Raw genomic sequence first — 13,768 nt, 5'->3', positions numbered from 1 at the left:
AGTGTCCCTCGCCTTATTTGCCGCCGAGCGTTACAAACAGGGTCAGGAGCCCCAACATGCCGATAATCATGGCGAACGCGTAGTGGTAGATGTAGCCGGATTGGAGGAAGCGGATCACGCTGGCAAACCAGCCGATAAAGCGTGCGCTGCCGTTGACGATACCGTCGATCACGACGACGTCGCCTTCCTTCCAGAGACCACGGCCAATTGCCACGGCGCCCCGCGCAAACACGACTTCGTTGATCTTGTCCATGTAGTACTTGTTGTCGAGCAACGTGTAGATCGGACCGAATGCACGCTTGATCACAGCCGGCAGGTCCGGGCGCACCAGGTACAGGAACCAGGCGACCACCACGCCCGCGAGCGCCAGCCAGACCGGCAGGCCCGCAACCGAATGCAGCCCCATCGACGCCCAGCCCTGGAACTCTTCGGCCATCTCATGCAGCGCCGGATGGTTTTCGGAGATGTAGATCACCTTGTCGAACGCCACGCCATGCTGGAAGAAGTCGCCGAACAGCATCGGACCGATCGCGATCGCACCGATCACCACCGAAGGAATCGCCAGCAGCACCAGCGGCAACCACACCACCCACGGAGTTTCGTGCGGTTCGTGAGCGTGGTCGTCGTGACCGTGGCCATGACCATGTGCACCATGCGCGTGGGACGCAGCTTCCGCGCCCATCGGCGACTCCGGATGCTTCGGATCGCGGAAGCGCTCCTTGCCGTGGAACACCATGAAGTACATGCGGAACGAATACAGCGCAGTGACGAATACGCTCGCCACCACCGCGAAGTACGCGAAACCCGAACCGGGCAGATGCGACAGCTTCACCGCGTCGATGATCGAATCTTTCGAATAGAAGCCCGAGAAGAACGGCGTACCGATCAGCGCCAGCGAACCGATCAGCGACGTGATCCACGTGATCGGCATGTACTTGCGCAGGCCGCCCATGTTGCGCATGTCCTGATCGTGGTGCATGCCGATGATCACCGAACCCGCGCCGAGGAACAGCAGCGCCTTGAAGAACGCGTGCGTCGTCAGGTGGAACACGGCGACCGGGTAAGCCGACACGCCAAGCGCGACGGTCATGTAACCGAGCTGCGACAACGTGGAGTAAGCCACCACGCGTTTGATGTCGTTCTGGACGATCCCGAGGAAACCCATGAACAGCGCGGTAATTGCACCGATGACCGTGATGAACGACAGCGTCGCATCCGACAGTTCGAACAGCGGCGACATGCGCGTGACCATGAAGATACCGGCCGTCACCATGGTTGCCGCGTGAATCAGTGCGGAAATCGGTGTCGGGCCTTCCATCGAATCCGGCAGCCAGACGTGCAGCGGGAACTGCGCGGACTTACCCATCGCGCCGATGAACAGGCAGATGCAGGCCACCGTCAGCAGACCCCAATCCGTACCGGGGAAGCTCAAAGCCGCGAGTTCCGTGCGCTTCGCGAAAACCTCGCCGTAGTTCATCGAACCGGCGAACGCGAACAGCAGGCCGATACCCAGCAGGAAGCCGAAGTCGCCGACGCGGTTCACGATGAACGCCTTCATGTTCGCGTAGATCGCGCTCGGGCGCGTGAAGTAGAAGCCGATCAGCAGATACGACACCAGACCCACCGCTTCCCAGCCGAAGAACAGCTGCAGGAAATTGTTGCTCATCACGAGCATCAACATCGAGAACGTGAACAGCGAGATGTACGAGAAGAAGCGCTGGTAGCCGTCGTCGTCGGCCATGTAGCCGATCGTGTAGATGTGCACCATCAGCGACACGAAGGTCACCACGCACATCATCATCGCGGTGAGCGAGTCGACCAGGAAGCCGACTTCGAACTGCGTCTTGCCGATCGTCATCCATTGATAAACGGTTGCGTTGAAGCTCGCGCCGTCCATGACCTGGAAGAACACGATGACCGACAGGATGAACGAGATCGTGACGCCGAGGATCGTGACCGAATGCGCACCGGCTCGCCCTACCGCTTTACCGAACAGTCCTGCAATCAGGGAACCGGCGAGCGGTGCCAGCGCAATTGCCAACAACAGGTTTTCATTGAGTATCGTGGACATAACCGCTTTTCCTGAAATTAACCTTTGAGCTGATCGAGATCCTCGACATTGATCGTGTCGAGACTACGGAACAGGGTCACCAGAATTGCGAGGCCGATTGCCGCTTCCGCTGCTGCGACCGTCAGCACGAAGAAGACGAAGACCTGGCCATGCACGTCGCCGAGGTAATGCGAGAACGCGACGAAATTGGTGTTCACTGCGAGCAGCATCAGCTCGATCGCCATCAGGATGATGAGGACGTTGCGGCGGTTCAGGAAAATGCCGACGATGCTGATCGCAAACAGGATCGCGCCGAGGACAAGGTAATGAGCAAGGGTCAACATGATTTCTATCTCCTGTCCGCTCAGCTGTTTTTAGCAGAGGCCGAGTCGGCCGCTGCTGCCGCTGCGGCGGCTTCTTCTGCCGCGACGGTTGCCGCGGTTTTTTCCGACGCCATCTTCACCACGCGCACACGGTCCTGAGCGCGCACCTTGACCTGCTCGCTGACGTTCTGGCGCTTGCTGTCTTTCTTGTGGCTCGTGGTCAGCGCGATCGCCGCGATGATCGCCACCAGCAGCACGAGGCCGGCAATTTCGAACGCGAAGATGTAGTCGGTGTAGATGACCTTGCCGATCAGGCGGGTGTTCGACCAGTCGCCCATGCCGTTCGCGGCCGACGCGGTGTCACGCAGCGCCGTGCTGGTCGCGCCGTAGCCGTGCCACAGGATTAGCGCGGTTTCGATCACGATGATCGCGCCCACCGCCGTGGCCATCGGCACGAAGCGTTTGAAGTCTTTGCGCAGCACGTCGAGATTGATGTCCAGCATCATCACGACGAACAGGAACAGCACCATCACCGCGCCGACGTAGACCAGCACCAGCAGGATCGCAAGGAACTCGGCCTCCAGCAGCATCCAGATCGCCGCTGCATTGAAGAACGCCAGCACGAGAAACAGTGCGCACGCCACCGGGTTGCGCGAGGTGATCACCTTCAGCCCCGAAACAACCAGGAGCAGCGCGAAGATGTAGAACAGTACGGTCGTGAATTCCATGATTACCGGTTCATCGTTAGGCCATCGTCAGGCATTGTTCTTTGGCACGCGTGGTTAGCAAAAGCGGGCGAAACCGCCAGAACCGTCGCACAGGTGCGCCGTGCCGCGGCGTCAGGCCGCGGCGTTCGGCCCGACAACAGGCCGTGTTACTGCTTTTAGTGCTGCATTTACTGCCGCTTTTACCGTCTCAACGGGAAAGCGCTTCAACGATACGGTGCGTCGGCTGCCTTGTTCGCAGCGATCTCCGCTTCGTAGCGATCGCCGACGGCCAGCAGCATTTCCTTCGTGAAGTACAGGTCGCCGCGCTTCTCGCCGTGATACTCGAGAATGTGCGTCTCGACGATCGAATCGACCGGGCAGCTTTCTTCGCAGAAACCGCAGAAGATGCACTTGGTCAGGTCGATGTCGTAGCGCGTCGTGCGACGGGTATTGTCCGCCCGCGTTTCCGATTCGATCGTGATGGCGAGCGCCGGGCACACCGCTTCGCACAGCTTGCAGGCAATGCAACGCTCTTCGCCGTTTTCATAGCGGCGCAGTGCATGCAGGCCGCGAAAACGCGGCGAGATCGGGGTCTTCTCTTCCGGGAACTGCACTGTGATCTTGCGCTGGAACGCATAGCGTCCGGTCAGTGCAAGGCCCTTGATCAGTTCCGTCAGGAAGAAGGTCTTGAAAAAGTTTTGGATTGCGGTCATGAGTTCATCCGCCCTTTATTTCCAGATGTTCAACGGCGACATGATCCAGAAGCCGACCACCACCAGCCACACCACGCAGACCGGAATGAAAACCTTCCAGCCCAGACGCATGATCTGGTCATAGCGGTAGCGCGGGAACGTGGCGCGCGCCCAGATGAACACCGACAACAGGAAGAAAACCTTGGCGACGAGCCAGACGACACCCGGGATAAACGACAGGAAGCCGAACGGTGCACTCCAGCCGCCGAGGAACAGCGTTGCCGCCAACGCCGAGATCACGATCATGTTGATGTACTCGGCGAGGAAGAACAGCGCGAACGCCATACCCGAGTAATCGATCATGTGGCCAGCGACGATTTCCGACTCCCCTTCCACCACGTCGAACGGGTGACGGTTCGTTTCGGCGATGCCCGAGACGAAGTACACGATGAACATCGGCAGCAGCGGCAGCCAGTTCCACGACAGGAAGTTCAGGCCGTGCGACGCGAAGAAGCCTTGCTCCTGCGAACCGACGATGCCCGACAGGTTCAGCGTGCCGGCCGTCATCAGCACGACGACGAGCGCGAAGCCCATCGAGATTTCGTAGGAGACCATCTGCGCCGCGGCGCGCATCGCGCCGAGGAACGCGTACTTCGAGTTCGACGCCCAACCGGCCAGAATCACGCCGTACACGCCGATCGACGAAATCGCTATCGCGTACAGCAGACCGGCGTTGATATCGCCGAGCACCGCGCCCGCCTGGAACGGAATCACCGCCCAGACCGCGAAGGCCGGCACCACCACCATGATCGGCGCGATGAGGTAGATCCAGCGGCTTGCCTGAGCCGGCTGGATCACTTCTTTGAGCAGCAGCTTCAGCACGTCGGCGATCGGCTGCAGGAGACCTGCGGGACCCACGCGGTTCGGGCCGAGACGCACGTGCATCCAGCCGATCAGCTTACGCTCCCAGAGAATCAGGTAAGCCACGCACAGCAGGATCACGACAGCCACCACCAGGATGCGCACCAGCGCCCACACCGTGGGCCATGCCACACCGAGGAGCTGGGCGCCGCCCGAGTTGATCGTATCGAACAAGCTCATTTACGCCTTCTCCACCACCAGTTCACCGAACAGGCTGCCCAGCGCTGCACCGGCAGGCGTGGCTGCCGATACGCGGACGACCGTCTCCGCAAGATTCGCGTCGCGCACGGCCGGCAACTGCACCGATTGCTCGCCCTGGCGCACGCGCACTGCGTCGCCTTCTTTCAAACCCAGTTTGTCGAACAGCGCAGCCGGCAGACCGGCCGAGTTCGCCACGCGTGCCGCCGCAGTGAGATGCAGCGAATCCGCGCGACGCACCAGCGCGTCGGCATGATAGATCGGCACGTTCGCAATACGCTCGAACTTGCCTTCCGCTGCCTTCGCCGACCTGCCACGTGCAACCGCGACGCCCGTCCTGTTCGACAGGCGCGAGCTCATTTCACCGTCGCCCAAAGCTGCGGTGCGCACTTCTTCCGCCGTGTCGAATTCGAAGCCCGGCACGCCGAGCAGGCTGCCCAGCACGCGCAACACCTTCCATGCCGGACGCGTGTCGCCGAGCGGACGCACGACGCCGTTGAACGTCTGCACCGTGCCTTCCGCGTTGACGAAAGTACCGGCCGTTTCCGTGAACGGTGCGATCGGCAGCAGCACGTCGGCGTAGTCGGCGCCCGTCTGGAACGGCGACATCACGACGACCATTTCGGCCTGCTTCAGCGCGGCCAGAGCCTGCGCCGGATGGGCCGTGTCGAACTCCGGCTCGACGTTCAGCAGCAGATAACCCTTGCGCGGTTGCTCGAACGCTTCGCGAGCGTTCAGACCGCCTACGCCCGGCAGCGCGTTCACGAGGTGCGCGCCGACCGTGTTGGCCGCCTCCGAGAGGAAGCCGAGCGTCGCGCCGGTCGCGTCCGCGATCCACTGCGCGGCGGCATGCAGCACCGCGAAGTCCGGATGACGGACCACGCCATTGCCGAGCAGCACGAGGCGGCGCTCGCCGGTGGCGAGTGATTTGGCGACCTGTTTGTTGGCCTCCGTGGGCTGCGCGCCGGCAAACGCCTCCGGCAACGCGACGCCGTTGGCTTCCGAGATCGCGCCGGCGATACCCGCGAGCGCGTCGAGCCATGCCGATGGCGCCGCCACCACGCGCTGCGCTTGCGGAATCAGTGCGTCTTCGTTGCTAGCTTGCACGAGCGTGAGCTTCGCGCCGCTCTTTGCCGCCTGCCGCAGACGCGCGGCGAACAGCGGATGATCGCGGCGCAGATCCGAACCGATCACCAATGCGGCGTCGACGTTCGACAGATCGGCGATCGTCGTGCCGAGCCACGGCGCACCATTGACCGGCGCCGAGAAATCCGCCTGACGCAGACGGAAATCGACGTTAGGCGTGCCGACCGCTTGCGCCAGCTGCTTCAACAGGAACAGTTCTTCGACCGTGCTGTGAGCGCTGCCCAGCGCCGCCAGCGCGTTCGCGCCATGGTCGCCCTTGATGCCCTTCAGACCCTTCGCCACGTAGTCAAGCGCGGTCTGCCAGTCGGTTGGGACCCACTTGCCGCCTTGCTTGAGCATCGGCTGAGTCAAACGCTCGGGGCTGTTCAGGCCTTCGTACGAGAAGCGGTCCTTGTCCGAGATCCAGCATTCGTTGATGGATTCGTTTTCGAACGGCAGAACGCGCATCACGCGATTGTTCTTCACTTGCACCACGAGGTTCGCGCCGACCGAATCGTGCGGGCTCACCGACTTGCGGCGCGACAGCTCCCACGTGCGGGCGCTGTAGCGGAACGGCTTGCTGGTCAGCGCGCCGACTGGGCACAGGTCGATCATGTTGCCCGACAGTTCGGAGTCGACCGTCTTGCCGACGAACGAAGTGATTTCCGAATGCTCGCCGCGGCCCAGCATGCCGAGTTCCATCACGCCGGCCACTTCCTGGCCGAACCGTACGCACCGCGTGCAGTGAATGCAGCGCGACATTTCTTCCATCGAGATCAGCGGGCCCACGTTCTTGTGGAACACCACGCGCTTTTCTTCGCTATAGCGCGATGCCGACTTGCCGTAGCCCACGGCCAGATCCTGCAACTGGCATTCGCCACCCTGGTCGCAGATCGGGCAATCCAGCGGATGGTTGATCAGCAGGAATTCCATCACGGCTTGCTGGCCCTTCACGGCCTTATCCGACTTGGTGCGCACGACCATGCCGGGCGATACCGGCGTCGCGCATGCGGGCACGGCCTTCGGCATCTTTTCGACATCGACCAGACACATCCGGCAGTTGGCCGCAATCGACAGCTTCTTGTGATAGCAGAAGTGAGGAATGTATGTGTCGACCTTATGCGCAGCCTGGATCACCATGCTGCCTTCAGGCACCTCTACCTTCTTGCCGTCTATTTCAAGTTCAACCATGATGGTCAATCTTCCTTAACCTGTTACCGCTCAATCGTTCGCCTGTTCATCGCCCGTTTCAGACGATGAATTTCTCGGTTGACGTGTTCGTCTGGTGCTTATCTGGTCGGCGGCTCGGCCAACTCAGGCAGCCACGGTTTCCGACGCCGCTGCCGCGCCGGCATGACCGCCGACGAGGCAATGCTTGTGGGCAACGTGATATTCGAATTCGTCCCAGTAGTGCTTGAGCATGCCGCGAACCGGCATGGCCGCGGCGTCGCCGAGCGCGCAAATGGTGCGGCCCATGATGTTTTCCGCGACCGAGTTCAGCAGATCCAGATCTTCCGGACGGCCGAGCCCATGCTCGATACGATGGACGACGCGGTACAGCCAGCCCGTGCCTTCACGGCAAGGCGTGCACTGACCACACGATTCCTCATAGTAGAAATACGACAGGCGCAGCAGCGAGCGCACCATGCAACGCGTCTCGTCCATCACGATGACCGCGCCCGACCCGAGCATCGAGCCGGCCTTGGCGATCGAGTCGTAGTCCATGTCGGTTTGCATCATCATCTCGCCCGGAATCACCGGCGCCGACGAACCGCCAGGAATCACGGCCTTGATCTTCTTGCCGCCGCGGATGCCACCGGCCAGTTCCATCAGCCTCGCGAACGGCGTGCCGAGTGGAATTTCGTAATTGCCCGGACGCTCGACGTCGCCTGAAACCGAGAAAATCTTCGTGCCGCCATTGTTCGGCTTGCCGATCTCGAGGTAATTCTGCGCACCGACCGCGAGCAGGAACGGCACAGCGGCGAACGTCTCGGTGTTGTTGATCGTGGTCGGCTTGCCGTACACGCCGAAGCTCGCCGGGAACGGCGGCTTGAAGCGCGGCTGGCCTTTCTTGCCTTCGATCGATTCGAGCAGCGCGGTTTCCTCGCCGCAGATGTAGGCGCCGTAACCGTGGTGCGCATGCAGCTCGAACGAAAAGCCCGAACCCATGATGTTCTCGCCGAGGAACCCGGCGCGGCGAGCTTCGTCCAACGCTTGTTCAAAGCGTTTGTAGACTTCCCAGATTTCGCCGTGGATATAGTTGTAGCCAACCGTGATGCCCATCGCGTACGCGCCGATCGCCATGCCTTCGATCAGCGAGTGCGGATTGAAGCGCAGGATGTCGCGATCCTTGAACGTACCCGGTTCGCCTTCGTCCGAATTGCAGACCAGGTACTTCTGCCCCGGAAACTGACGCGGCATGAAGCTCCACTTCAGACCGGTCGGAAAGCCCGCGCCGCCACGGCCGCGCAGACCCGACGCTTTGACGTCGGCGATCACCTGCTCGGGCGGAATCTTTTCTTCCAGAATGCGGCGCAGCTGGGCATAACCGCCGCGCGCCACGTAGTCTTCGAGATGCCAGTTGTCGCCGTTCAGACCGGCGAGAATCAGCGGTTTGATGTGACGATCGTGTAAAGACGTCATTTCGAAAGTTCCTCGAGCAGCTGGTCGATCTTCGCGCGGCTCATGAAGCTGCACATGCGATGGTTGTTCACCAGCATCACCGGCGCGTCGCCGCACGAACCCATGCACTCACCTTCCTTCAGGGTGAACCTGCCGTCGGGCGTGGTTTCGCCGAAGTCGATGCCGAGCTTCTGCTTCAGATATTCAGCGGCGCTGTCTGAGCCGCCGTCCGGGCCGAGCTGACACGGCAGGTTCGTGCAGAGCGTGATCTTGTACTTGCCGACCGGCGCGGTCTCGTACATCGTGTAGAAGGTCGCCACTTCCTGCACGGCGACGGCCGGCATGCCGAGATAGTCCGCGACGAACTGCATGAGTTCGGGCGACAGCCAGCCATGCTCTTCCTGAGCAGTGGCCAACGCCGACATCACGGCGGACTGTTTCTGATCGGCGGGATACTTCGCGATCGCACGATCGATTTCTTTCAGGCCTTCAGCTGAGATCATTTTCAGACACGACTCTTTCAATTCCTACCGAACGAAAACCTGTCGCTCACATCATGCTGCGACAGACCCGGCGTTCCTTTGCTTGACGCGCACCCCGCTGCAATATCGGGAGGCGCGCGCCGATGAATACGTCCTAGCGATCTATTTCGCCGAACACGATGTCCTGCGTGCCGATGATCGTCACGGCGTCGGCGATCATGTGACCGCGCGCCATTTCGTCGAGCGCGGCCAGGTGCGCATAGCCCGGTGCGCGGATCTTCAGGCGATACGGCTTGTTGGCGCCGTCCGAGATCAGGTAGATGCCGAACTCGCCCTTCGGATGTTCGACAGCGGCGTACGCTTCACCTTCGGGAACGTGGAAGCCTTCCGTGAACAGCTTGAAGTGGTGAATCAGATCTTCCATGTTCGACTTCATGCCGACGCGCGACGGCGGCGCAACCTTGTGGTTGTCGGTCATCACAGGGCCCGGATTCTTGCGCAGCCACTCAATGCACTGTTTCGCAATCCGCGTGGATTGGCGCATTTCTTCGACGCGCACCAGATAGCGGTCGTAACAGTCGCCGTTCACGCCAACCGGAATGTCGAAATCGAGCTTGTCGTAGACTTCATACGGCTGCTTCTTGCGCAGATCCCACTCGATGCCCGAACCGCGCAGCATCGCACCGGTCATGCCGAGTTGCAGCGCACGTTCGGGGCTGACCACGCCGATCCCGACAAGACGCTGCTTCCAGATCCGGTTGTCGGTGAGCAGCGTTTCGTACTCGTCGACGTACTTCGGGAAGCGCGTGAAGAAATCGTCGATGAAATCGAGCAGCGAACCCTGACGGTTCTCGTTCATCCTCGACAATGCCTTCGCATTGCGGATCTTCGACGCCTTGTACTGCGGCATAGCGTCCGGCAGATCGCGATAGACGCCGCCCGGACGATAGTAGGCCGCGTGCATCCGTGCGCCGGACACCGCTTCGTACACGTCCATCAGGTCTTCGCGCTCGCGGAACGCATACAGGAACACGGCCATTGCGCCGACGTCGAGCGCGTGCGAGCCGATCCACATCAGGTGGTTCAGCACGCGCGTGATTTCGTCGAACAGTACGCGGATGTATTGCGCGCGCACCGGCACATCGATGCCGAGCAGCTTCTCGATCGCCAACACGTAGCCGTGCTCGTTGACCATCATCGACACGTAGTCGAGACGGTCCATGTACGGCACCGACTGGATAAACGTTTTGGTTTCGGCGAGCTTTTCGGTCGCGCGATGCAGCAGACCGATGTGCGGATCGGCGCGCTGAATGACTTCGCCGTCGAGCTCGAGCACGAGACGCAGCACGCCGTGCGCTGCCGGATGCTGAGGACCGAAGTTGAGCGTGTAGTTCTTGATCTCTGCCATGGCGTTCTCTTAGTGTTTCAGACCGCCATAGCGATCCTCGCGGATCACGCGCGGCGTGATTTCCCGCGGCTCGATCGTCACAGGCTGATAGACGACGCGCTTCTCTTCCGGGTCGTAACGCATTTCGACGTAGCCGGAGACGGGGAAATCTTTACGGAACGGGTGACCGATGAAACCGTAGTCGGTCAGGATGCGGCGCAGGTCCGGATGGCCTTCGAAGACGATGCCGTACAGGTCGAATGCTTCGCGCTCGTACCAGTTGGCCGAATTCCAGATTTCGACGACAGACGGCACGATCGGCATGTCGTCGTCCGGTGCGAACACGCGCAGGCGCAAACGCCAGTTGTTCTGCACCGACAGCAAATGCAGAACGGCCGCGAAACGCGGACCGTCGTAAGCGCCGTCGGCATAAGTCTGATAGTCGACGCCGCACAGATCGATGCACTGCTCGAACCCGAGCGAGCGGTCGTCACGCAGACGCGTTGCCACGTTGAGGTAGTCGCTTGCCTTCACGACGATCGTCAACTCACCGACTGCCTCGGTGGTGCTCAGCAGGAGGCCGCCAAAGGCCGCCTCGAGGTTCGCTTTCAGGGACTCGAGTTTGCTTGCCATATTGTGGGGGAGGCGTTGGCCTTATTGACGGGCGATGGTGTTGGTGCGGCGAATCTTGGCCTGCAACTGGATCACGCCATACACCAGCGCTTCCGCGGTGGGCGGGCAGCCCGGCACATAGACGTCGACCGGCACGATGCGGTCGCAGCCACGCACTACCGAGTACGAGTAGTGGTAATAGCCGCCACCGTTAGCGCACGAGCCCATCGAGATCACCCAGCGCGGCTCGGCCATCTGGTCGTAGACCTTGCGCAGAGCGGGCGCCATCTTGTTGCACAGCGTGCCGGCGACGATCATCACGTCCGACTGACGCGGACTCGGACGAAACACCACGCCAAAACGGTCGAGGTCATAACGGGCAGCACCCGCATGCATCATCTCGACCGCACAGCACGCAAGACCGAACGTCATCGGCCACAACGAGCCGGTGCGCGTCCAGTTGATCAGTTTGTCTGCCGTAGTGGTGACAAACCCTTCCTTCAAGACCCCTTCGATACTCATTTGCTTTCCACTCCAGACAGGGTGGCAAGCCATGGCCACCCACGCAAACCGGCGATTAATCCATCATTCCCAGTCGAGGCCGCCCTTCTTCCAGATGTAGGCGAAGCCAAGCAGGAACTCGAGCAGGAAAATCATCATTGCAATGAAGCCGGTCCAGCCGATATCACGCAAGGCCACGCCCCACGGGAACAGGAACGCGGTTTCAAGGTCGAAAATAATGAAGAGAATGGCGACGAGGTAGTAGCGCACGTCGAACTTCATGCGCGCATCTTCGAATGCTTCGAAGCCGCACTCGTAGGGTGCGTTTTTCTCGGTATCGGGCTTGTTGGGACCGAGGATCTTGCCAATGCTGACCAGTGCTACGCCTAAACCGGTGCCTACAATGAGGAACAACAAGACGGGGAAATAGGCTGCGAGGTTCAAGACTATCCTCAATCGGTTGGTTCTGAGTGCCGTCAGGAGCATAGCACTCCTGACGCGAAATCACTTCCGAAACGCACATGCTGCAAGCCCAACGCAAGCCGTGCCCTGAAAGTGAAAATGCCAGCCGAAGCGAAGCAAGCGGCTGGCATTTAGATAACATTTTGGTGCCGACGGCGAGACTCGAACTCGCACAGCTTTCGCCACTACCCCCTCAAGATAGCGTGTCTACCAATTTCACCACGTCGGCACTGCATGCAATCCGGGAAAACAACTTGTAAAACCCGCGAATCGCTTCAAGACTTGAATTCTAACTTGTTTAAACAGATTGTTCAACGCACAAAAGTACTTTGAACGAAAATTTATTTCGGCACGTTAGTGGCCGGCACGGTCGCAGGCGATGCTGCCACCGCAGGCGAGCCAGCGACAGGCGCAGCAGCAGTGACCGGTGCAGTGACCGCCGCGCCCAGCACGCCAGCAGAAGGCTTCGCCCGATACGCACCGAGGTAAGTGAGCGCCAGCGTCGTGACAAAAAACAGCGCTGCGAGCACAGCCGTCGTGCGTGACAAGAAGTTTGCCGAGCCGGTCGCGCCGAACAGACTACCCGATGCGCCGCTGCCAAAAGCGGCGCCCATATCGGCGCCTTTGCCGTGCTGCAGCAAGACAAGGCCAATGACCCCGAGTGCCGACAACAGCTGAACGACGATAATCAATGTTTTCAAATACAGCATCACACTCACCTGAGTCTTTATTTAACCGCGCCGCACACGATGTGTTGCGCGGGACGGGACGGTCCTCGCCGAAGCGCCCTGCTTAACCGGCGACGCTCGTCGCGGCCGCGGCCTTGCAGATCGCCAGGAAATCCTGGTCTTTCAACGACGCGCCGCCAATCAGGCCGCCGTCGATATCCGATTGACGGAATAATTCTTCCGCATTTTCCGGCTTCACGCTGCCGCCGTACAGCAGCGGCACATCCGCCACCGCCGCGCCCTTTGCCGCCAGACGCGCACGCAGGAACGCGTGGACTGCCTGCGCCTGCTCCGAGCTCGCGCTCTTGCCGGTGCCAATCGCCCAGACCGGCTCATATGCGACCACGAGGCGCGCTGCCTCTTGCACCGACAGCTTCGCCAGCACTTCATCCAGCTGCGCGCCGACCACCCGCTCGGTCGAACCGGCTTCGCGCTCTTCGAGCGTTTCACCCACGCAGACGATCGGCGTCAAACCCGCCTCCAGCGCGCGCTGCGTTTTCACCGCAACCAGCTCGGCGCTTTCACGATGATAGGCACGGCGCTCCGAGTGTCCGACGATCGCGAACGTGGCGCCGAAATCCACTACCATCGGCGCAGCCACCTCGCCGGTATAGGCGCCATGCGTGAACGCGGAAACGTCCTGCACGCCCCACGCAACCCGGCTGCCTTCCAGCAACAATTGAGTCTGCGCGAGATACGGACTCGGCACGCATACACCAACGCGCACGTCGGCCGGCATTTCGTCCGAGCCTTGCACCACCGCCTGCAACAGCGCGGCATTCGCGGCGAGACGCCCGTGCATCTTCCAGTTACCCACTACCAGTTTGGCTCGTTGTTGTTTCAACATCGTCTCGTCTTGTCTTGGGCGGCGAACCTTGTTTGCGCTAACAGTCCGCCTTGCGGTTCGTTCGGCGTGCGCAAAACGCGTAATTTTACTGCGTGGGGTGGATCGGGTCAA

General features: G+C 61.0%; 14 protein-coding genes and 1 tRNA gene. All 15 read right to left on the bottom strand.

Translation table 11 applies throughout. The features are described 5' to 3' along the window. Window positions 1-13: 13 nt before the first annotated feature. A complete protein-coding gene (nuoL, locus tag BN2475_RS13910; protein WP_094780084.1) occupies window positions 14-2,071 on the bottom strand; it encodes an NADH-quinone oxidoreductase subunit L in 2,058 nt (685 codons plus the stop codon). A gap of 17 nt (window positions 2,072-2,088) precedes the next feature. Further along, the gene (gene nuoK, locus BN2475_RS13905; RefSeq protein ID WP_094780083.1) at window positions 2,089-2,394 is read right to left on the bottom strand and encodes an NADH-quinone oxidoreductase subunit NuoK; all 306 of its coding nucleotides are present in this window, start codon (window positions 2,392-2,394) and stop codon (window positions 2,089-2,091) included. Window positions 2,395-2,414: 20 nt separating this feature from the next. Further along, window positions 2,415-3,101: an NADH-quinone oxidoreductase subunit J gene (locus BN2475_RS13900; RefSeq protein ID WP_094780082.1), complete on the bottom strand. Its 687-nt coding sequence runs from the start codon at window positions 3,099-3,101 to the stop codon at window positions 2,415-2,417. Between the two features lie 203 nt (window positions 3,102-3,304). Further along, a complete protein-coding gene (gene nuoI / locus BN2475_RS13895; RefSeq protein ID WP_094780081.1) occupies window positions 3,305-3,793 on the bottom strand; it encodes an NADH-quinone oxidoreductase subunit NuoI in 489 nt (162 codons plus the stop codon). 15 nt (window positions 3,794-3,808) lie between these two features. Continuing rightward, on the bottom strand, window positions 3,809-4,873 hold the full coding sequence (gene nuoH, locus BN2475_RS13890) for an NADH-quinone oxidoreductase subunit NuoH (protein WP_094780080.1): 1,065 nt from the start codon (window positions 4,871-4,873) through the stop codon (window positions 3,809-3,811). Then, complete coding sequence (gene nuoG / locus BN2475_RS13885; protein WP_094780079.1) at window positions 4,874-7,207, bottom strand: NADH-quinone oxidoreductase subunit NuoG; 2,334 nt, start codon at window positions 7,205-7,207, stop codon at window positions 4,874-4,876. 123 nt (window positions 7,208-7,330) lie between these two features. Further along, window positions 7,331-8,659: an NADH-quinone oxidoreductase subunit NuoF gene (gene nuoF / locus BN2475_RS13880; RefSeq protein ID WP_094780078.1), complete on the bottom strand. Its 1,329-nt coding sequence runs from the start codon at window positions 8,657-8,659 to the stop codon at window positions 7,331-7,333. Continuing rightward, complete coding sequence (nuoE, locus tag BN2475_RS13875) at window positions 8,656-9,141, bottom strand: NADH-quinone oxidoreductase subunit NuoE (protein WP_094780077.1); 486 nt, start codon at window positions 9,139-9,141, stop codon at window positions 8,656-8,658. The genes nuoF and nuoE overlap by 4 nt, the downstream gene beginning before the upstream one ends. A gap of 133 nt (window positions 9,142-9,274) precedes the next feature. Then, complete coding sequence (locus BN2475_RS13870) at window positions 9,275-10,528, bottom strand: NADH-quinone oxidoreductase subunit D (protein ID WP_094780076.1); 1,254 nt, start codon at window positions 10,526-10,528, stop codon at window positions 9,275-9,277. 9 nt (window positions 10,529-10,537) lie between these two features. Further along, window positions 10,538-11,140, bottom strand: a complete 603-nt coding sequence (locus BN2475_RS13865) for an NADH-quinone oxidoreductase subunit C (protein WP_094780075.1) — start codon at window positions 11,138-11,140, stop codon at window positions 10,538-10,540. 21 nt (window positions 11,141-11,161) lie between these two features. Continuing rightward, window positions 11,162-11,641, bottom strand: coding sequence for a NuoB/complex I 20 kDa subunit family protein (locus BN2475_RS13860; protein WP_006052903.1), 480 nt, complete (start codon window positions 11,639-11,641; stop codon window positions 11,162-11,164). A 63-nt stretch (window positions 11,642-11,704) separates the two neighbouring features. Next, on the bottom strand, window positions 11,705-12,064 hold the full coding sequence (locus BN2475_RS13855) for an NADH-quinone oxidoreductase subunit A (RefSeq protein WP_094780129.1): 360 nt from the start codon (window positions 12,062-12,064) through the stop codon (window positions 11,705-11,707). A gap of 162 nt (window positions 12,065-12,226) precedes the next feature. Further along, window positions 12,227-12,311 (bottom strand) — tRNA-Leu (locus BN2475_RS13850). Window positions 12,312-12,423: 112 nt separating this feature from the next. Further along, window positions 12,424-12,792 (bottom strand): preprotein translocase subunit SecG, encoded by a 369-nt coding sequence (gene secG, locus BN2475_RS13845; protein WP_094780074.1) that lies wholly within the window; start codon window positions 12,790-12,792, stop codon window positions 12,424-12,426. Window positions 12,793-12,874: 82 nt separating this feature from the next. Continuing rightward, a complete protein-coding gene (tpiA, locus tag BN2475_RS13840; protein ID WP_094780073.1) occupies window positions 12,875-13,657 on the bottom strand; it encodes a triose-phosphate isomerase in 783 nt (260 codons plus the stop codon). Window positions 13,658-13,768 lie beyond the last annotated feature (111 nt).

The sequence above is a fragment of the Paraburkholderia ribeironis genome (assembly GCF_900019265.1).
Classification (GTDB): Bacteria; Pseudomonadota; Gammaproteobacteria; order Burkholderiales; family Burkholderiaceae; genus Paraburkholderia; species Paraburkholderia ribeironis.
This window is presented reverse-complemented; position numbering and strand designations above follow the sequence as displayed.